This window comes from Salinivirga sp., assembly GCF_055145285.1.
In genome coordinates this window covers 1-20,319 of sequence record NZ_JBSRDC010000053.1, presented here as the reverse complement: position 1 = coordinate 20,319, position 20,319 = coordinate 1, and the positions used below count along the sequence as shown (strand labels likewise).

The following is a 20,319-nucleotide window of genomic DNA, read 5'->3' as shown; positions in this document are numbered from 1 at the left end:
ACATTAGGCTTACAAACATTCCTTCGGTATGTCTCTTAAAAAATGCTATTTTTGTAAAAAAACTGGAATATGATTGTTGTAACCGGAGCTGCCGGAATGATTGGCAGCAACTTAGTGCGAAAACTCAATGATGAAGGCTACAAAGACGTGGTGGCTGTAGATGAATTTTCAAAAGAAGAAAAAAATCGGAACCTGAATAATAAGCAACTTACTAAACGGGTCGATCGTATGCGTTTCTTCGAATGGCTTGATGAAAATCATAAGCTGGTGCAGTTTATCTTTCATATGGGTGCGCGCTCAGCAACTACAGGATATCCCAAATCGGTTTACGACGAGTTGAATTTGAACTACAGTAAGAAGGTATGGGAGAAATGTGTAGTCTATGGCATTCCGCTCATTTATGCGTCCAGTGCTGCTACCTATGGCCTTGGAGAAAATGGCTACAACGACGATCATGCCATTGTGGGAGAGCTACATCCATTGAACCTTTACGGTGAATCAAAGAACGATTTTGATAAATGGGCACTGCAACAGGAAAAACAGCCCTTTTTCTGGGCCGGGTTGAAATTTTTTAATGTATATGGGCCCAATGAATACCATAAAGGCCGCATGGCTTCTGTAATTTTACATACATTTAAACAAATTAAGGAAACCGGCGAAATGAAACTCTTTAAATCGCACCATCCAGACTATAATGATGGTGAGCAAACACGTGATTTTGTGTATGTAAAAGACTTATCAAAGATTATGTTCTATCTGATGCACCACCGGAAAGACAGTGGAATATACAATGTAGGCACCGGCAAAGGACGTACATTTCTTGATCTGGCTAACAATACCTTTCTATCTATGGGCAAGGAACCAAACATAAAATTTGTTCCCACACCCGAAGATATCCGCGATAAATATCAGTATTTTACTGAGGCCAACATGTCCAAACTACACAAAATTGGTTATGACCAATCCTTTTATTCTTTGGAAGCGGGAATAGACGATTATGTGAAAAACTACCTTATGAACAACACCGTGTACTAAACGTTAACCGGGAAAATCTATTTATTTGTATGGGAAGCAATAATATTGGGGCAGTAGTAACAGATCTTGACGGAACTTTGCTTACAAATGATAAGAGGGTGGGTGATGCCGACCTGGAAGCATTGCATAAGCTGGGCGATAAGGGTATCTTACGCATAGCCGCTACCGGCCGGAATTTGCGTATTTCAGAAGATGTGTTGCCCGAAGATTTTCCGTTAGATTACCTCGTATTTTCGACTGGTTGCGGTATTTATGACTGGAAAAAGAAGAAAATTATTCACTCTGATGGCCTGGACTGGAAACAGACCCAAAAGGTAATGAAGCAGTTCATGAACGAAGAGTTCGACTTTACTGTACATCAACCCATTCCAGATAATTACAGGTTTTATTACCATAGGCAAAATCCTCAAAATAAACATTTTAATGAATATGTGGAGCGTTATGCCAGTTTTGCTGAACCCCTGGAACATCATGAATTTCAAATTGATAATGCTTGCCAGCTTCTGGCTATCATAGAAACAGATACCAATAAGTACAATGAGCTGATCAATCAGCTGGAAGATGTAAAACTGGTGCGTACCACTTCACCACTCAATGGAGAGGCCATGTGGATCGAGGTTTTCCCACGGCATATCAGTAAGGCCTGGGGCCTAAAATATATTGAGAAAACTTATGGTGTACCGTTCGACAATATGCTGGGAGTAGGGAATGATTATAACGATATCGATTTTTTACGAGAAGTGGGGCATCCCAGGGTAGTGGCCAATGCCCATCCGGATTTACTCAAACAGTTCCCGATTGTAGCTTCGAATCAATCTTGTGGAGTGGCTGAAGCCATAAAAACGGTAGTCGATTTTTAGAAAACACAACCCTTTGAAAAACAGGTTATGGAAAGTGGAGGAACCCGAAAAAATCTGGAACAGCAAATTGTGCGCCTACTCGACATTGCAGGTAGCCGCTTAACAGCAGAAGATAAAGCTGATGTGAAAGTTGCAATAGCTTATGCAGAAGATATTTATGGTGAGCACAGGCGGCAGTCAGGAGAGTTGTACATGGTGCATCCATTAGCTGTGGCTATCATCGCTATTCAGGAATTGGGGCTGGCACGTAATGCCGTTGTAGCGGCCATTTTGCACGATTTGTATGACTTTAAAGCCTTTGAGGAGCACGAGGTGGAAGCACGTTTTGGAAGCCAGGTGCTTGAGATTATTCGTGGACTGCACAAAATTTCAGGTCTCTATACCCATAACATCACTTTACAGAACCAGAATTATATCAACCTGATATTGAATATCGTTACCGACGTGCGCATTATTCTGCTCAAACTGGCAGATAGACTGCAAAATATGCGGCCTATCGATAATTTTACGCAGGAGAAACAATATTCCCTGGCACAGGAAATAGGGGCCCTGTATGCGCCTATAGCCCACAGGTTGGGTTTGTATCGCGTGAAAACGGAGATGGAAGATTTTTGGCTTCGTATGAGCCATCCCGGGGCATATAAAAATATTTTGCGCGAAATAGAAAAAAACAGCCAACTGCTCGACCGGTATATCAAGCAGTTCACAAAACCAGTTAAATCGGAGCTCGACGCGCTTGGCTTCAAATATGAAATCAAGGCACGTGTAAAATCTGTTTATTCTATATGGCGTAAGATGGAGAACCAGAATGTGGCATTTGATGAGGTCTACGATTTTTTCGCTATCCGGGTAATTTTAGATGATCTGAAACCGGAAGAGGATAAAGCCGCATGTTGGAGTGTTTATTCCATCGTGTCAAATTTGTATAAACCTAACCCGAAACGATTGCGCGATTGGATTTCGTCACCAAAGTCCAGTGGTTATGAATCGCTGCATACCACAGTTATGGGACCCGATGAGCGGTGGGTTGAGGTGCAGATACGCACGCGCCGCATGGACGATAATGCGGAAAAGGGCCAGGCTGCCCACTGGCGTTATAAAGAAACCGGTTCGGCCAACCGGCACGATCAATGGTTGGCAAAAGTACGAGAGGTGCTCGAATCGCCTGATAAGAGCGATGAGGATGTTATATTTACTGGCCAACCCATTGATTACTCGCCAAACGTATTTGTTTTTACACCGGCCGGTGACATAAAAAAGCTGCCGCGAGGTGCTACCATCATAGACTTTGCCTACAGCATTCACAGCCGGGTAGGGGACCAGTGTACAGGTGCGCGTATCAGCGGTAAAATTGTCCCCATAAAGCATAAACTGAGTAACGGCGACACGGTAGAGGTGCTTACCAGTAAAAAACAAAAACCCAATGAACGCTGGTTGACTATTGCCGTTTCATCGAGAGTGAAAAACCGCATAAAGAGGGCTTTGCGCCACCAACGCTATCAGGAGGCCGAGCTGGGTAAAGAAGCGTTACAACGTAAGCTGAAACAACTTGACCTGAAAGAGAAAGAGGATTATATTGTCAGGCTGCTGAAACATTTTAAAATGGATTCAGCTGTTGATCTCTACGTGGCTTTTGCCAGAGATGAGATAGAATTTAATACGATCAGGGATGTTTGCCTCAACCAACCCAAAGAGAGTGAGAGTACACCTGAAGATTTGGTAAGTAAATCGCCTGTAAGCAAGCCAAGGGAAGATGATTATCTGGTGATTGGAGATGATATCAGCCAGGTAAACTATCAGCTGGCAAAGTGCTGTAGTCCTGTGTTCGGAGATAAAATTTTTGGTTTTGTGTCTGTCTCAAAAGGAATTGTCATACATAGGATTAAATGTCCAAATGCGGCCCAACTAAAAGAAAAATATCCATACAGAATCATACGCGCAGTATGGAACGAAGCCGTTGAAGAAAAGCATTTTATGACCGATGTGCGCGTCATTGGGATCGATCGTAAAGGCGTTTTAAATCAAATTAGTAAAGTTTTTTCCGATGAAATGAACATCAATATTCAGTCTATGAATATTGCGGCTCATGAGGGCGTTTACGAGGCAATCATCACTTTCAACGTTCGGGATCATGATCACTTACAGTACATCCTCAACCAGTTGATGCAAAATAAGGCTGTGCTACGGGCCGAGCGCTTGGATGCCGGGGGAGCTTAGAGTGTGAGCTTAGAGTGTGAGTTTAGAGTGTGAGTTTTGAGGCGAGGTGAGATTTTAATGGTGTAATACAGATTCCGCTCACACCAAATTTGTAATTTATGTGATTCAACAATTATCTTTCTGCTTGATATCAAACGGTTTTGTTTATTTTGATACTAGTCTAATAACCCATGTTTGGAAGCAAAAACAGCGAGGGTAACAGCATTTTTCGATTTGGTTTTTTTGAGCAGGGCATCGCGATGTTTTTCAACTGTGCGCGGACTGATGTCCAGGTCGGCAGCTATTTCATTGCTGGATAATCCTTCGCAAATAAGTTTTAATATTTGCATTTCGCGTTTCGACAGTAAAAATTTGACTTTGCTTTTATCTTGCCGGTTCGACATATACTCAATGGCGTTTTCCAGCAATTGGGGGGAGAAATATTTTTCATTGCGCCACACACTGTTTATAGCTTCAAGTAACTCGCGTGTTTCGGCATTTTTCACCACAAAGCCGTGTACTCCGGCTTCAATTACCTGATTGTAACTGTCAAAATCGTCGAACATCGATACCGTGATGATTTTGAGGTCGGGCCTGCGTGAAAGCGCTTTTTTTGCTGCTTCAATGCCATTCATGCCGGGCATGTCAATATCCATGAGGACTATGTCAAATTCGACATTTTCCATCAACTCCAAAAAGTCTTTGCCATTGTATGCCTTCCCAACCACTTCAATATTATCTTCCTTCTCGAGCATTACTTTCATGCTGCTCAATAATAGTTTGTGGTCATCTACAAGTACGATGCGTATCGAATTCATGTGTGCTTTTTTTGGTAACCCTCCTGAAAAAGGAGTTTGCGCCACAAAAGTTACAACAATAGTGGCTACCCACAAAATTTTATTGCCTGAATACTTAACAGCTGATGGGGAAATCATTCGTTGTTCCAGCCATAGAAAAAAACTGCCCAAAAGAACTTATGTTCCAACTTTTGGGCAGCTTGCTTTTTTCTAAAATTCAACAAAAACAATGTTCGATTGCAGCAATGAGCCTACACTTGAATAGAATAATTTATTATTGTCCATGTAAAAATCAGCCACTTTGCGGGCTACATCCTTCACATATCCACCGGCGTTGGACAATTGCATTAATGTATTGTTTTCTCCCAGCACAAGAATATCTGAATTGGGTAAATATTGTAATTGTAGCACACGCTGGTCCGTTTGGGTAATGTTTTTATTCTGGCTATCCCAGAGGAAGAGATTGAATGTGGGATCAACTCCTGCGGCATAAATAATTCCATCTTTTTCTATAACGTCCAGTATGACTAAAGTGCTATCCAGGAATTCGTCGTATTGAATGTAGCCATCATCGTTTAAGTGGCAGACCCAGTTTTTACCGCCAAATATCAGTCCTCCCTCGCTGTGTGCGCTGATGGCGTTTACACTGCCCGTGGTGGAGTAGTTGCGGTGCCATTTTTTGTCGGCTTCTTTGTCAAACCGTATAAGGCGCATAGTTCTCATGCTATCCATTAAGTGGCCACCTACAATCATGTCGTTGCCCGCATGTAAACTCGATATGGGATGCATATTTCCAGGAAACTTCATCCATTCTTTTTTACCTTCATTACTTACGCTCAGCATCCATCCCTGACCTGCTGTAGTATCTGTTTCACCATAGATGCCCACGCCAAGCAGCGACCCGTCGTCTTGTACAAACAGTTCATTAATATGGTCATCTGCAGGTGAGCCAAATTGTTTGTTCCAGATCATTTTTCCTGCAGCATTTAATTTGAGCAACCATACATCCTGGTTGCGCAAGGTGTCCAGGTCAATGGTTCCTGCAATATAGGTATTGCCATTTTTATCTGTGGCTGATGCTGAAAAGCGGTCGTTGCTTTGGTCGTAATCATAGGCCCGGGCTGTTTTTGCATTTGATATTTCACTGTTGTCGGCCATGCGTTTGCCCAGAGCTTTGGCTTTCAGGTTGAAAATATCTACATAGTATTTTCCGAAAGGGTATTCTTTTACAAAATTCGTATAGGCTTCAATGGTATTGATTTCCTTTGCTTTTTCAAATACCAGTTTTTGTTTTAGTTTTTTAGCATCAGCCAACTGCAAAGCATCTGGATAGTCGCGAATGAATCGTTCGATCGCTTCCAGTGTGTTGGTGTTTTTTGCTTTCTCAAAAGCCAGCTTGTCGCGCAATAGTAATGCCTCCGTGCGTTGCCTGGCCAGTGGATATTTTTCAATAAATTCATTCAACGCATCGAGCGATTTCTGTGCTTTGGCTTCTTCGAATTTAAGTTCGTGTATAACTTCCTGGGCTAATTCCTGTTGTGCTGCATCAGGGTATTTGCGTTTGAATTCAAGCAAGGCCTCAACTGTTCCTGCATTTTTGGCTTTTATAAATGCATAGTGATTTCTTATGTGTATGGTATTATCGAGGTATGGGGAGTTGGGAAACATTTCAATGTATTGGGTTGCCAGTTCGGGGTCGAGCTTCTCGCGCACATAATTGATGGCTGTTTCTTCCATATCTTTAAACTTTTTATCGATACGCTCTTCGAAACTTTTTTTACGCATACGTGTCATTTCCTGCTTCATGTATTCCATTAAATCCTCCTTGTCTCCTTCGTCGAGCGTACTCAGGTTGTCGCGGAACACAAGCATATGTTTGTAGGCGGTAAAAAAATCTTCTTCTTCAAATGCCATCCAGGCCAGGCAAAAGTTTGCTCCCGGGTCTTGCGGATTGTCTTCAAGGGCACGGTTGGCCAGTTCGCGACCTTTCTCAAAATCGTCATTATCCATTTTTCTTACTATTCGGCTGACAGATTGGGAGTGGACTGTCAATCCTACGAGAATGAAAATGACGGTTATAATAGATTTTATTTGTATCATGACAATAAATTTTATTTTTTAAGGAGGAAGAATTCTACTCTGCGATTATTTGCACGCCCTTCGGCAGTTTTGTTGGTATCTACCGGCCTATCTTGTCCGTAGCCTTTATATGTAAGTACATCTGGATTTACTCCTTGCGAAACGAGATAATCTACAACGGCTTTGGCTCTGCCTTCACTTAGTTTCTGGTTATATTGAGGGTTGCCCACATCATCGGTATGACCCGAAATCTCAATTTTGCTGATGTCGTTATCTTTTATAAATGCCGCTACCTTATCAAGCTCAGTGTAGGATTCGGGCAGGAGCGTAGTTTTACCGGTTTCAAAGAAAATATTGTTCAGCACAATGGCTGTTCCTTCTTTGATGTTAAACAGATCATCTTCTTTTTCTGTATCTTCAACTTTAGGGGCTACAAACTTAACATTTCCTTTCTCTATACAGTTTAAGGCATCGGTAACGGTGTATTTGTAAGTTCCGGCGGCAAGATTTTTAACCGACATACTTTCATTACCTGTATTCCATTGTACATCGTAAGGTTTGGTCCCACCCTGAACGGATATTCGAACACGACCATCGTTTTGTTTTTGATCAATTTTGCCTGTAATGGGGTTAAACCCTCCGGTATAGAATGAATCGACTACCGCAACTTGCAGGTCGTGGGGTATGCAGGTACATACTTCGCAATCGGTTATTTCGCGTACTTCCACCAAATCAAAATAGTAGTAGGCGTAATCGGTGAGGCTGTGGCTGCTTTTATTTTTCTTTTCTACACCTACGTAATTGGTTTCTTCATAAGAATGGAAGTTTCCAATTGAGAAAAAAGATTCTCCGCCTTCTGCCTTATAAACTCTGCAGAAATGTTTCCATTCGTGCGTGTTAACCAGAAAAATTCCTTTGGGATTCTTGAGCTGCGGTTCCACATCAACCTCTTTTTTGGTTTTGAAGGCCAGTTTTTCATTAGAAAGGTGAAGCCCCAGCTGGTCGATGGCAAATCGTGAGCCACTGGCGAGTTTGTAGTGGAATGAAACACAGTAGCGCTTGCCTTTTTTCATGGGTTCTGATAGCTCACCCTGCAAATATTCGCGATGGGTAAAAGTAGAACCACTTAGAATGGCTCCGGCATAACCTTCTCCCTCTTTGGCATGGCTGTAACCCGCAAAATTTGAAGGGATACCTGCACCTTGATCTGAACATTTGTTAAAATAGTCCGAAGCTGTTTTGTTAGGGAAGGTCCAGTGTGGTATTAACACTGTTGTTACGTCTTCCGGTGTGTGCCTGAGCGGACAATCATTGAATTCTTCAAATCCGGGATTGAGCACCAGATTTTCCTGGCTAAATGCGAATTGGGGCACAACTAACAAGATTAGTATGCCTAAAAAATAGTTTTTCATGCGTATTGAGTTTTGTCTTTTATGGACTTTCAAATATAGCTGCTCTATGTGTCTTGCAAGCAAAGTCTTTATCCTCTTTTTACATTGATTATTCAACTATATGGGCTTGCTTAAAGTTAACAGATTCATGCTAAGGGATTGTGCCGAAATAACTTGACGTTTTAAACTTGTTCTTTTGCCCTTAAACTTCCTTGAGAATTCATTAAATAGCCCGCTATTCGCAGTATTTTCAAGTTGCTAAAGAACAAAATAACTTCGTTAAAACGGCCTACTTGTTTCATTACAATCCCTAAAAGACAAAAATATGGAAAACAATTGCTAAAATCTAATTTATTTTTGGTGGGGAAGATTGCAAACCTCTTTGACCCGCAGCAGCAGCCTCGCTCCAGGCGAGACCGCCGCTTGCCTGCGCTGCGCGTGTCTTTGTGTGGTGAATTTTAATTTTTAAGCTTGTTAAGTATTAATCTGCTCATAAAGAAACAATTACAGGTGTTCTGTCAATGGTAGCCCCAAATAATCTATTTGAATTTCTCCGGGTACCTCATTACATCTTCCTGTGGAAAAGCATGTGTAAAATCATCAGTCACGGTCCGTGTTATTTTCCCTGTACAAATAGACCTAACTACCTTGCAGTTTTTTAACAAACACACCGTGACTTATGGAATATATGTTTTTTCGGGTTTACCTTTGGCCCGAGAGGAATCTGGATAGTGCTCTTGATGATTCGCTTTGAATATCTCTAAGCATTTGGCTGTCGAGATTTTTTAATAATCCACCAACAGAACTGAAATTAAGTCCATCATCATAAGAGAGCTCTCCGGCCACGTCGGTGTAAAGCAACACATATTCGCTACCCAAACTGTATTTGTCCAGCCCTTTTACGAAAACGAATATGCGGTCTGTTTGGCCGTTAACCTTATAGTAATGCCATATTTGGTAATCTACAGCATCTATCATTGTATTGTCGGCTCCGCCGGAGCTAATTATTTGTTGTTCTCCTAAGTGGTCTTCTCTGATGGAACTTGGGGGGCCATATTTCAGGTAGATTCTACCCAAATCGGTTGCATAGCCTCTTCTTCTGCCGTAGCCAAAATGTTTCTGTACAATTTTCAGCTGATCTTTATAAACGTTCCATTCTGCTTCGGGATTTGCCGGGTTGCGTTCTTTCCAGAAGTTGTAAAAAAATTGTTGCATGAGTTTCATCTGCTTGGGGTCAAAGTCCTTCAGGATGAAATTTTGTTCCATGCGATTGGCAATGGGGTATAAGGCGTATATGTAATCTTCGAGTTGTTTGAAGTTTGTTATTTTCTGTGCAAAAGTTCTCGAAATGTCAATGCTGGTATAGTCTACATCTAATTCGTTGTATTCGGCATTGGCTCGCTGAATAAATCTTTTGTGTTTTCCTAGAAGTTCGTTTTTGCTGTTGCGCACTTCAATTACAAGGTTGTAGTTACCTGAGTTTAACTTGCTGATGTCGAAAGATTTCATGATGACATTGATCGGTGCTGCTTTTTTGCGACTTTTATGTGCAAATTCAGTGTACATTCTTTTGGTTGGGTTTCCTTCGAGATAAGTGGTTACCAGGAATATAGAATCCTGACCTATCACCTTGTCCATGTTGTATATTTCTGCGTAAAATGAGAGCTTATTTACTTCGTCGGGGTAGAAGCTGCTTACAAATGGAATAATATCAAAGCCACTTTTAGTGTACTGATTGCGCCGCTGTGTAGACGTTATACTTTCGGCCAGTGTTATGCCGCTAAAAGCCAGTTCTGCTGTGTCGATATCAATGGTTATGATATCACTATAAGTGAATTTTTTTCCATTGGTATAGTTGTCTTTCAGGGTTAAATCGAAATTGTAAGTTCCATTTTCAAGTGCAAACCGTTCCAGGTTCAGAAAGCTTGGCTTACCATCTTTTATGGTATCTAATTTGGCACTTTTAAGATTGAATTTCCGGTAAGCCTTTACAATGTTTCCGTTTTTAAAAACCATAGTTACTTCAACTGATGCCTGTACCTTATCTTCTTCATCAGTGGGTTTGTAGGTAACTGAATTTCCTGCAATGGCAAGGTAAGTTTCAAGATAAGGTTCACCGTTAATATCCATAAAAGGTGCATAGTGAAAATAACCGGTTGGTGTTTGGGCTTTGAGTGCGATGCCCGTTATTAATATTGCTAATATGATAATTATGCGTTTCATATTAATTATGTTTTGTTCAGTGTTTTGTGGAACTTTGATGTGTGTTTTTTCTGTTTTACGGGTTAAAGATAATACTTCTGTTCGATTTTTTACTAATCCATATTATGCGCTATTATTTTCTGTGTTTCTTTTGACAAGTGGCTGTTGGTTGCAATAATTTCCTCACCAAATAAGTAATTGTCGCCACCTTTGAAATCCATAACTGTACCTCCTGCTTTTTGCACAATAAATGCTCCGGCAGCTACGTCCCACGGACTTAAACTATATTCAAAAAAAGCATCGAAGCGCCCACAGGCAACATATGCCAGGTCTGTGGCGGCACTTCCAAGTCTTCTAATGCCGCGTGTGTGTTGCATCATGTGGTCCAATACTTTCATGTAGCCGGGTAGCCGTTCATAATCATAATATGGAAAACCCGTGGCATAAAGACTATCTTGTAGGTTGGTATGCGATGAGGTTTGGATTTCTTTTCCGTTGAGCATGGCCTTTTCTCCTTCAAAAGCGTAAAAAAGCTCATCGAGTCCTATTTCATAAACTATGCCCACCACAGTCTTTTCTTTATGCTGTAGTGCTACACTCACGGAAACCGGATAAATATCGTGAATATAATTGGTTGTGCCATCAAGCGGGTCGATGATCCAACGCCACTCGCTACTTGTTTCTCCTGCTGTACCTTCTTCTGCAATAAATCCTGACCCCGGTATTAATTTTTGCAAACCCTCAACCAGCATAGATTCTGCTTGCTTATCTACATAGGTTACAAAGCTGTTGTGTGCTTTGTCATCAACTTGTTGTTCGTCAATATCTCCCTTTTCTTTTTTTATAAAAAGTCCGGTGTCTTTAATTAGTTCCAATAAAGGATTCTTGATTGTTTCGAGTATATTCATACAATTTTTCCTTTTACATTTCCTTCCTGATCGATGTCTGACAAATATACATTCAAAATTGTGTTTTCCATACCTTTTGTATAAGGTGCATTTACTCTTATGTAATTGTCCGTGAATCCGTAAATGAGGTTGTTTTTTATTTCCCGTTCAAACAGTACTTTTCGTGTTGTTTTTAGGTTTTTTTGCAGGTACTTATTGGTCATTTTTGCCGATAGTTCATGCATTTCGCGGCTCCTTTGCTGTTTAACGGGTGGGCTTACCTGATGTTGCATTTCAGCTGCTTTTGTATGGGGTCTTGCAGAATATGTAAATACATGCAGGTACGATAAATCCAGAGATTCAATAAATTGCATGGCTTGCTGATGATGGGCATCTGTTTCACCCGGTACCCCTACAATCACATCGGCTGCAATACAGGCATCGGGAACCAGTGTTTTAATTTTTGAAACACGTTCTGCAAAGAGACTGGTAGTATAGCGCCGGTTCATTTTTTTGAGCATTTCGTCCGTGCCACATTGCAGTGGTATGTGAAAATGTGGCATAAGCAATTCATGGTCAGCTACCATTTGAATAATTTCGTCTGTCATGAGGTTGGGCTCTATAGAGCTTAACCTGAGTCTGGGGAGGTTTTCAATTTCTAATAGCGCTTGCAGCAATTGAGCAAAGCTTTCTCCATGTTGGTGGCCAAAATCACCCACATTTACACCTGTAAGGATAATTTCTTTTGTTTCGGTTGTGACGATTTCTTTAGCAGCTTTCACTATAGTCTCAATTTTGGGACTGCGGCTTAGCCCCCGGGCCATGGGTATGGTGCAATAAGCACAAAAATAGCTGCATCCGTCCTGTACTTTTAAAAAAGTACGGGTACGGTCGTTTGAAGACCATGCACTGTCAAAAGTGGTGATTTCCTTAAACGGATGTGTATGCACTGTAGTTTCCTGGTTCTGCTCCAGGTAATTAAAAAGCTTGAATTTTTCTTCGTTCCCAAGTATTATGTCTGCCGTTTTAAGTGCACTAAGTTCTTCCGGGCTCAATTGCGCATAACATCCTAAAACCACAATTTTGGCTGTAGGGTTACTTCTGCGAGCTTTTGACAAAATGTTGCGACCTTTTTTCTCGGCAAGAGAAGTTACCGAACATGTATTAATGACAATAATGTCGCTTTTTTCATATTCATTTGTGCGCTCATAGCCTTTTTGTTCAAAAATTGAAGCAAGTGATGATGTTTCTGCAAAGTTGAGCTTACATCCCAGGGTGCGAAAAGAAACGCGTTTTGACATAACCTAATCGAATTAATACGTTTTTATCAGCAATTATCGTACAAAGAAATGCTGCGTAGTTTATAAAATTAAGAGATAAAAATACCTTTAATATCTTTTATTTATACTTTAAATTTTTTTTGTTTAAAATTCTTCCGAAAATAATAAACAAATTCAACCATGTCATGTTTTTCGTTAAAAGGAATTGAGATGTATTCTATAAAAGACCTGGAAAGACTTACCGGTATTAAAGCTCACACCATACGAATGTGGGAAAAACGCTATGGAATAATTGAGCCAAAACGAACTGAGACCAATATCAGAACATATTGTGATACAGATGTTAAAAAGCTTCTGAATATAGCTGTGCTCAATAAGCACGGACTAAGAATATCTAAACTCGCCAACCTGTCTGACCAGGAATTGCGTGAGAAGGTTGTTTCTCTAAATGTCGGGCTTAATACATCAAGTGTGCAGATCGAGCACCTTATAATCAGCATGATTGATATGGATGAGATTAAGTTTGAATCTGTTTTGAATCGCTCCATCATTAAGAATGGTTTTGAAGAGACCGTAAAAAATCTGCTTTTTCCTTTTTTTGACAGAATTGGTGTATTGTGGCAAACAGGTTCTATTAGCCCGGCACAGGAACACTTCGTTTCAAATTTGGTGCGTCAGAAATTATTCGTTGCCACCGATAGAATTGTGCCTGAATCAAATATTAAAACATCTACATTCGTATTTTTTCTGCACGACCACGAGTTACACGAGATTGGGTTGTTATTTTACCACTACATTGCCAAAAAGTGGGGGATGAAAACTTTATATCTTGGACAAATTGTACCCTTCGAAGATTTAGTAGAAGTGCATAGTAAAGTTAAGCCACAATATTTATTTACATCCTTTACTGCCGGTATGGAAGAGGGGTGGATTGCAAACTATATCGGTAAACTATCTCAAGAATACAAAGATGCCACGATTTTTATAAGTGGGTTTCAGGCAAATAACCTTGTTGAGTTACCCAAAAATGTGCAGATTGTAAAAGATATAGAGCATTTTAAAGATATTATAAAAGAAATTGCCAACTAAGGTAAATATTAATATCATGCATATCAAATATGCTTTTTTTATAGTACTGGTACTAACTTTGAGTTCATGTAGTATGCCAAAATTTACTTCCGAGAATACATCAACTGTAAAATCGCTGAATGTGGAGCGATACATGGGAAAGTGGCATGAGATTTACCGGTTGCCCATGCGTGCCGAAAAAGATCTTGTTAATGTAACAGCTACCTATTCCCTCCGGGATGATAATCGCGTAAATGTTTTGAATGAGGGATATAAACATACGCCCGATGGGAAACACAAAAAAGCCAAAGCCCTGGCCTGGCGACCCAACCCGGAAGTAGAGGGCGCATTTATTGTGCGTTTTTTTGGACTTTTCAAATCAGAATACCTGGTACTTGCATTAGATGAACAATATCAGTGGGCACTGGTCAGTAATAGTGATCGAAAATATGCATGGATATTGTCCCGGAAACCAGCTATTTCAAAAGATCTGGAACAAAAGCTTTTAGATTCTGCTCATTATTTTGGAATTGATACGGCACGCTTCATTAAAACGCTTCAGCAATGGTAGATTCAAAAATTGCCATATTTTGGTTGCGGAGAGACCTTCGCTTGGATGATAATCACGGCCTTTTTGAAGCCCTGAATGCAGGGTTTAAAATTCAGTTGCTTTTTATTTTTGATACAGATATTTTAGAGGAACTACCTGAGGATGACCCCAGGGTGTCGCTTATTTATGATAGATTAAAGTCTATTCAATCTACTGCAAAGAGTTACAAAAGCAGTTTGTTGGTGAAGTATGGTAAACCCGGTGATGTTTTCAAAGAGCTTATTGCAGAACTCAAGCCTGCAGCGGTTTATACCAACGAAGATTATGAACCTTATGCATTGCAAAGAGATGAATTGGTGGCCCAAATATGCCATGAAAATGGAATTGTTTTTAAAAAGTACAGGGATCAGGTTATAGTGCATCCGGAAGAAATTTTTAAAAAAAATGGTACCCCTTACACCATATTTACGCCATGGTCAAAAAAATGGTTTGCTGCATTTGATCCACAGAAGCAAAAGTTTTATCGGAGTGCGGACTTGTTGCAAAATTTATCACCATCAAAACATGAATTACCTGCTCTGGATTCAGTAGGCTTTCGGTATAACCCAATCTCAGTCCAAACCAAATTGCCCGACAGCGATGTATTGGGTAATTATTCTAAAAACAGGGATTATCCCGCCTTACATGGTACATCGAGGGCGGGTGTGGCTTTACGGTTTGGGTTTATTAGTATTCGTAAACTGGTAAAGCATGCTGCGAACTATAAAACTTATCTTAATGAACTGGCCTGGCGTGAATTCTATATGATGATTTTGTACCATTTCCCAAAGGTTGTCAGCCGGTCTTTTAAGCCACAATACGACAATATTCGTTGGCGCAATGATCCAAAAGAATTTGAATTATGGAAAAAGGGTAAAACAGGTTATCCAATAGTAGATGCAGGCATGCGGGAACTAAACAATACAGGCTATATGCATAACCGGGTTCGAATGGTTACAGCCAGTTTTTTAACTAAACATTTATTGATTGATTGGCGCTGGGGCGAAGCCTACTTTGCCCAAAAGCTAACTGATTATGAACTGGCTTCCAATAATGGGGGATGGCAATGGGCTGCAGGCAGTGGATGCGATGCTGCTCCATATTTCCGCGTATTTAATCCAACCTTGCAAACCAAAAAATTTGATCCCGAGCATCACTATATCAAAAAATGGGTTCCTGAATACGATTCATTAGATTATTACAAACCAATAATTGAGCATAAATTTGCCAGGGAAAGAGCTTTGTCGGTTTATAAAACAGCCTTAAACCAGAACACCTGATAAGTTGAAGATTTACAATTTTGATTCTGAAAGATTGTTTTAAATTTATGTGTCGGCATATTCAATGACCTTGCGGCCACAAAAACGATCATTTTGAATGTTAAGTTACAAACAAATAAATTTTTCTTTTAACCCAAATATTAAACTTTACCGTATTCAATTATGTTCTCTCAAAAAGGAAAGAATATTACTTAATTGTTAAATAGTTGTAATCGAAGATAAATTTACTTAATTTTCTAAAAATTAGATTTTAAGATGGTAATACTCGTGTTTGGCGGAACCGGTTTAATTGGACAGGAATTTTGTGCACATGCAATGATGAATAATCATCAACCCATTGTTGTTTCACGATTTCCTGAAAAGCACAATATACCTTATCAAATTATAGGCTATGCCGAAGCAGCTAAGCCATCAGTGCAGCGAATGTTAAGTGGTGAGTATGCAGCTGTAAATCTTACAGGCGCCAGTATTGCCGGGAAACCCTGGTCTAATTCCCGTAAAAAGTATTTGCTGGAGAGTAGGTTAGACATCATGGACCGTATTGAGCTTTTTCTTCAGCAGGCACCGCAGGAACCTGATGTTTTATTACAATCGTCTGCCATAGGTTTTTATGGCAATACCGGAGACAAAAAAGTTGACGAACAAACGCCTAAAGGAGACAACTTTTTATCAGAACTCGCACAAAAATGGGAAGAGCGCTTTAAAAAGGTAGCACTTGAAGACACCCGCAAACTTATTATGCGCACAGGTGTAGTGCTTTCTAACAAGGGAGGGATGCTGCCACGAGTAGTAAAACCATTCAAATTATTTGCCGGAGGTACCATAGGTTCCGGTAAACAATACATTTCCTGGATTCATATCCAGGACCAGATAAGGGCCATGATGCATTTGATAGAGGATAAATATACCCATGGTGTATACAATTTAACAACGCCTGAACCTGTCACCATGAAAACTTTCACCCGGGCCGTAGGTAAAACGCTTCGTCGACCGGCCTTTATGAAGGTGCCGTCATTTGTTATACGGGCGCTTTACGGTCAAATGGGCGAGGAAACAATTCTTCATGGTACCAGAGTGTTTCCCAGCCGCTTGCTTGAGTATGAATTTGAATTTATTTATACTGATATCAATTTAGCGCTAAAGAACTTATTGGTTAAGCAAAAAGAAAAGAAATAATTTTTACTACTTCGGAATAAAAAACTCCACCGAAACAACATTTTTTATTTATTGTTGTTTAGCTTTTCAGGTTGATTCATTAAACAAAAGTTATGCAACGTAATATCCTATTTATTATATTTTTAGCACTGAGTTCGGTCGTGTTTGCCCAGAGTGGAAAGTTGGAAGGCAGGGTGTTTGACCCCGTCAATAACGAACCTGTTCCTTTTGCCAATGTAATTGTGAGTGGCACAAATACGGGTGCCATTACAGATATTGATGGAAATTTTAAATTTACAGGATTGGAACCCGGGTACATTCGGCTCGAAGTTTCCTCATTGGGTTATGAAAAAATTGTGACCAAGCAAATTCTTGTAACCAATGCTAAAACAGCTTATTTTGAGATTGAATTAGAACAAGTCGCAAAAGAGTTGGAAACTGTGGATGTAGTAGCCAGTCGTTTCCGAAAAAAAGTTGAGAGCCCTATTTCGATGCGATCTATAGGTGTGGCTGAAATTGAAAAGAATCCGGGAGGTAATCGGGATATCTCGAAAGTTATTCAATCCTTTCCGGGCGTTGCATCAACCCCTGCATTCCGAAACGATGTGATAGTCCGGGGTGGAGGCGCCAATGAAAATTCATTTTATTTAGATGGAGTTGAAATTCCCAATTTAAACCACTTTGCCACCCAGGGAGCATCAGGTGGGCCAGTGGGTATTATCAATGTAGATTTTGTACGTGAGGTGGATTTTTATTCGGGTGCTTTTCCAGCAAACAGAGGAGGGGCAGTGAGTTCTGTGCTGGATTTCAGGCAAGTGAGTGGAAATAAAGAGGAAATGAAATACAGGGCAACCATTGGTGCTTCAGATCTTGCCCTTACACTCGATGGGCCATTGGCCGATAATGCCAGTATTATTTTTTCTGTTCGTCGCTCTTATTTGCAGTTTTTGTTTAGCGTGCTTGAATTGCCTTTTCTGCCCACCTACAACGATGCCCAGTTTAAAAGTCGAATAAGACTTGATGAAAAAAACGAAATTATCCTTATTGGTCTGGGAGCTTTGGACCAGTTTGAGCTGAACAAAGATGCCAATGAAACAGCCGATCAGCGATATATATTAAATTATTTGCCGGTTAATGAGCAATGGAATTATACCGGAGGAATTGTTTACAAACATTACCGGGATAATGGATACCACACTTTTGTACTTTCAAGAAATCATTTAAACAACATAGCCTACAAATACCAGAACAATATTGAGACCCCGGAAAATTTATTGTTTGATCTGGATAGCGATGAAATAGAAACAAAATTTAGATACGAAAATAATATCCGCCTCGATAATCTTAAGATTATTTATGGAGGTGGCGCTGAGTATGCAGAATATTCCAATACTACTTTTAATAAAATTTTTCAAAATGGCCAGACTGTAGAAATTAATGATAATTCTGACCTCGATTTTCTGAATTACAGTGCTTTTGGTCAGGTTAGCCGGGGATTTTTCTCAGAACGTTTGCAACTTTCTTTGGGCCTTCGCTTCGACGGTAGTAGTTACGATAACGAAACGGCTAATCCCCTGACCCAATTTTCGCCCCGCTTTTCTGCGAGCTATGGACTTACAGAAAAATGGTATTTGAATTTTAATACAGGTAGATTTTACCAGTTACCTTCTTACACCACCATGGGCTACCGTGATGAGGATGGGGTATTAATAAATAAGGAAAACGGTTTGCAGTACTTTTATGCCGATCATATAGTTGGCGGAATTGAATATCAACCTAATAATAAGAGTCGCGTTACACTTGAAGCATTTTACAAGGGATACGGGAATTACCCCTTTTCTGTGCAGGATTCAGTTGCCATATCGGGTAAAAGTGCCGATTTTGGCGTGTTTGGCGATGAGGAGGTTACAAGCACAGGCGAGGGAAGGGCCTATGGCCTTGAGTTTTTGGTGCGCCACAACGATTTATTGGGTTTTAACCTGATAAGCTCGCTGACATTGGTGCGTAGTGAATTTAAAGATATTGAGGGTAACTATGTTCCATCGGCATGGGATAACCGAATTTTGTATAACCTTACCGCCACGCGTAAAATTGGTAAAAACTGGGATGTGGGAATGAAATGGCGCTTTGTGGGCGGTGCGCCATACACACCCTACGATTTGCAAACCTCCAGCCTGGTTTCGGCATGGGATCGCCGCAATCAGCCTTACCTCGACTACGACAGGTTTAATGAAAAGCGCCTCGGGGCTTTTCACCAACTCGATTTGCGTGTCGACCGGCAGTTTTATTTCGACAAATGGTCGCTGATGCTGTATCTCGATATTCAAAATGTGTATAACTTTAAAGCAGACGATCAGGACAATTATATTAACGAGGATGAGGATGGCAATGTGGTTATTGTGAATCCCTCTGCGCCGCCCGAAGAGCAGCGCTATGATTTGCGCAGAATACCCAGCGACGGCCAGGGTACAGTTTTGCCTACCATTGGCGTAATGGTAGAGTTTTAAACAAAAAAAAATCTCTATTATGAAGAATATATTTGCGTTCACCATCATGCTGCTTTCAGTGGCTGCCATTGTCAAAGGCCAAACTGAATCACTCACCGTAAACCAGGCTGCCAAAGGCACAGCACTGCAGTTGCATTTTGAGGCGGGCGAGGCACACAATCACCCCAGTTTTGCAGTTTGGGTCGAAGATTTACAGGGCAATTTCATACAAACCCTCTTTGTTACAAAAAGTGTAGGAACCGGCATTTATCCATATAAACCTGCTGGTAATCTTAAGTGGGAGAAAGGCCCCGGTAGGGCACACCGACCTGCAGCTTTGCCTTATTGGTTTCATAAGCGAGATGACCGGGAACCGGGCAGTGCGGCCGTACCCACCCCAGACAACCCCGTGCCCGATGCCTATACAGGCGCCACACCAAAGCAAAATTTCAACCTTGCAGTAAGAACCGACGAGCCGCTAAAAGGTAAAGTCCGCGTATTGCTCGAAGTGAACCAGCCCTGGGATGTGAACGACTTTTGGACCAATGCCAAACACCCCGAAAATACACAATACCTGACCTCCTGCCAACCGGCTGTAATTTATGCCGTAACCATAGATTTGGCCAACCCCATGGATGCGTGGTACCTGAACCCCTTAGGGCACAGCCACCCCTATGGCGCCGATGGTAAGCTTTATACCAATTTGAGCACCCTCACCACGGCTTTGGATATTTTTAGCCAAATAAAGCTGGAAATAGAGTAGTATTAAGGTATAAGACCAGGCGCCCCGCTTTAGCCGGGTGGTGGTAGTTTGAACCCGAAAAATGGCACTCACCTGTTTTGTGCACCACATCAACGCCCTAAAAATGTACCACTGATTATCAGTCCATTGTGAGTTTTAAATTAATATTTTGGGTGACCCGTCCTATTTTGCTCAATAGAATTAAACTATGTTGCATAGACCAGGGCATCCGTGATGAATTGTTTTTCTTATCCTTTTCCTTGATGAAAAGG

General features: G+C 40.8%; 15 protein-coding genes. 9 read left to right on the top strand and 6 right to left on the bottom strand.

The annotated features are described in order from the left end of the window. Positions 1–69: 69 nt before the first annotated feature. Genes rfaD through ACTB0Y_RS10345 form a run of 3 tightly spaced genes read left to right on the top strand, consistent with a single transcriptional unit; the run spans position 70 to position 4,112 of the window. The gene (rfaD, locus tag ACTB0Y_RS10355) at positions 70–1,035 is read left to right on the top strand and encodes an ADP-glyceromanno-heptose 6-epimerase (protein ID WP_463206746.1); all 966 of its coding nucleotides are present in this window, start codon (positions 70–72) and stop codon (positions 1,033–1,035) included. 29 nt (positions 1,036–1,064) lie between these two features. Then, positions 1,065–1,895: an HAD-IIB family hydrolase gene (locus tag ACTB0Y_RS10350; RefSeq protein ID WP_463206745.1), complete on the top strand. Its 831-nt coding sequence runs from the start codon at positions 1,065–1,067 to the stop codon at positions 1,893–1,895. Positions 1,896–1,922: 27 nt separating this feature from the next. Then, positions 1,923–4,112 (top strand): RelA/SpoT family protein, encoded by a 2,190-nt coding sequence (locus ACTB0Y_RS10345; protein ID WP_463206744.1) that lies wholly within the window; start codon positions 1,923–1,925, stop codon positions 4,110–4,112. 155 nt (positions 4,113–4,267) lie between these two features. Here the strand turns inward: ACTB0Y_RS10345 and ACTB0Y_RS10340 are convergent, their stop codons facing one another. The 6 genes from ACTB0Y_RS10340 to mtaB form a co-directional block, all read right to left on the bottom strand. Next, on the bottom strand, positions 4,268–4,909 hold the full coding sequence (locus tag ACTB0Y_RS10340) for a response regulator (RefSeq protein ID WP_463206743.1): 642 nt from the start codon (positions 4,907–4,909) through the stop codon (positions 4,268–4,270). A gap of 189 nt (positions 4,910–5,098) precedes the next feature. Next, the gene (locus ACTB0Y_RS10335; RefSeq protein WP_463206742.1) at positions 5,099–6,988 is read right to left on the bottom strand and encodes a hypothetical protein; all 1,890 of its coding nucleotides are present in this window, start codon (positions 6,986–6,988) and stop codon (positions 5,099–5,101) included. Positions 6,989–6,999: 11 nt separating this feature from the next. Then, entirely contained in the window at positions 7,000–8,379 is a 1,380-nt protein-coding gene (locus ACTB0Y_RS10330; RefSeq protein WP_463206741.1) for an OmpA family protein, read from the bottom strand. 681 nt (positions 8,380–9,060) lie between these two features. Beyond that, a complete protein-coding gene (locus ACTB0Y_RS10325; protein ID WP_463206740.1) occupies positions 9,061–10,581 on the bottom strand; it encodes a GWxTD domain-containing protein in 1,521 nt (506 codons plus the stop codon). 92 nt (positions 10,582–10,673) lie between these two features. Beyond that, positions 10,674–11,468, bottom strand: a complete 795-nt coding sequence (locus tag ACTB0Y_RS10320; protein WP_463206739.1) for an inositol monophosphatase family protein — start codon at positions 11,466–11,468, stop codon at positions 10,674–10,676. Further along, positions 11,465–12,748: a tRNA (N(6)-L-threonylcarbamoyladenosine(37)-C(2))-methylthiotransferase MtaB gene (gene mtaB / locus ACTB0Y_RS10315; protein WP_463206738.1), complete on the bottom strand. Its 1,284-nt coding sequence runs from the start codon at positions 12,746–12,748 to the stop codon at positions 11,465–11,467. Before mtaB ends, ACTB0Y_RS10320 begins: the two co-directional genes overlap by 4 nt. Positions 12,749–12,907: 159 nt before the next feature. Between mtaB and ACTB0Y_RS10310 the strand changes: the two genes are divergently transcribed. The 6 genes from ACTB0Y_RS10310 (at position 12,908) to ACTB0Y_RS10285 (ending at position 20,068) form a co-directional block, all read left to right on the top strand. Beyond that, entirely contained in the window at positions 12,908–13,816 is a 909-nt protein-coding gene (locus ACTB0Y_RS10310; RefSeq protein ID WP_463206737.1) for a MerR family transcriptional regulator, read from the top strand. 16 nt (positions 13,817–13,832) lie between these two features. Further along, positions 13,833–14,366, top strand: coding sequence for a lipocalin family protein (locus ACTB0Y_RS10305; protein ID WP_463206736.1), 534 nt, complete (start codon positions 13,833–13,835; stop codon positions 14,364–14,366). Further along, positions 14,360–15,664 carry a cryptochrome/photolyase family protein gene (locus ACTB0Y_RS10300; protein WP_463206735.1) on the top strand — a complete coding sequence of 435 codons (1,305 nt, stop codon included), beginning with the start codon at positions 14,360–14,362 and terminating at the stop codon, positions 15,662–15,664. Before ACTB0Y_RS10305 ends, ACTB0Y_RS10300 begins: the two co-directional genes overlap by 7 nt. 255 nt (positions 15,665–15,919) lie before the next feature. After that, positions 15,920–16,840 carry a TIGR01777 family oxidoreductase gene (locus tag ACTB0Y_RS10295; protein WP_463206734.1) on the top strand — a complete coding sequence of 307 codons (921 nt, stop codon included), beginning with the start codon at positions 15,920–15,922 and terminating at the stop codon, positions 16,838–16,840. A gap of 92 nt (positions 16,841–16,932) precedes the next feature. Further along, the gene (locus ACTB0Y_RS10290; RefSeq protein WP_463206733.1) at positions 16,933–19,326 is read left to right on the top strand and encodes a TonB-dependent receptor; all 2,394 of its coding nucleotides are present in this window, start codon (positions 16,933–16,935) and stop codon (positions 19,324–19,326) included. Positions 19,327–19,345: 19 nt separating this feature from the next. Continuing rightward, positions 19,346–20,068: a hypothetical protein gene (locus ACTB0Y_RS10285; RefSeq protein ID WP_463206732.1), complete on the top strand. Its 723-nt coding sequence runs from the start codon at positions 19,346–19,348 to the stop codon at positions 20,066–20,068. Positions 20,069–20,319 lie beyond the last annotated feature (251 nt).

Bases quoted from the DNA above. Each gene is read 5' to 3' on its own strand.
- mtaB (WP_463206738.1), bottom strand. From the start codon at position 12,748: ATGTCAAAACGCGTTTCTTTTCGCACCCTGGGATGTAAGCTCAACTTT.
- ACTB0Y_RS10340 (WP_463206743.1), bottom strand. From the start codon at position 4,909: ATGAATTCGATACGCATCGTACTTGTAGATGACCACAAACTATTATTG.
- ACTB0Y_RS10350 (WP_463206745.1), top strand. From the start codon at position 1,065: ATGGGAAGCAATAATATTGGGGCAGTAGTAACAGATCTTGACGGAACT.
- rfaD (WP_463206746.1), top strand. From the start codon at position 70: ATGATTGTTGTAACCGGAGCTGCCGGAATGATTGGCAGCAACTTAGTG.
- ACTB0Y_RS10285 (WP_463206732.1), top strand. From the start codon at position 19,346: ATGAAGAATATATTTGCGTTCACCATCATGCTGCTTTCAGTGGCTGCC.
- ACTB0Y_RS10290 (WP_463206733.1), top strand. From the start codon at position 16,933: ATGCAACGTAATATCCTATTTATTATATTTTTAGCACTGAGTTCGGTC.
- ACTB0Y_RS10320 (WP_463206739.1), bottom strand. From the start codon at position 11,468: ATGAATATACTCGAAACAATCAAGAATCCTTTATTGGAACTAATTAAA.
- ACTB0Y_RS10305 (WP_463206736.1), top strand. From the start codon at position 13,833: ATGCATATCAAATATGCTTTTTTTATAGTACTGGTACTAACTTTGAGT.
- ACTB0Y_RS10295 (WP_463206734.1), top strand. From the start codon at position 15,920: ATGGTAATACTCGTGTTTGGCGGAACCGGTTTAATTGGACAGGAATTT.
- ACTB0Y_RS10335 (WP_463206742.1), bottom strand. From the start codon at position 6,988: ATGATACAAATAAAATCTATTATAACCGTCATTTTCATTCTCGTAGGA.
- ACTB0Y_RS10325 (WP_463206740.1), bottom strand. From the start codon at position 10,581: ATGAAACGCATAATTATCATATTAGCAATATTAATAACGGGCATCGCA.
- ACTB0Y_RS10310 (WP_463206737.1), top strand. From the start codon at position 12,908: ATGTCATGTTTTTCGTTAAAAGGAATTGAGATGTATTCTATAAAAGAC.
- ACTB0Y_RS10345 (WP_463206744.1), top strand. From the start codon at position 1,923: ATGGAAAGTGGAGGAACCCGAAAAAATCTGGAACAGCAAATTGTGCGC.
- ACTB0Y_RS10330 (WP_463206741.1), bottom strand. From the start codon at position 8,379: ATGAAAAACTATTTTTTAGGCATACTAATCTTGTTAGTTGTGCCCCAA.
- ACTB0Y_RS10300 (WP_463206735.1), top strand. From the start codon at position 14,360: ATGGTAGATTCAAAAATTGCCATATTTTGGTTGCGGAGAGACCTTCGC.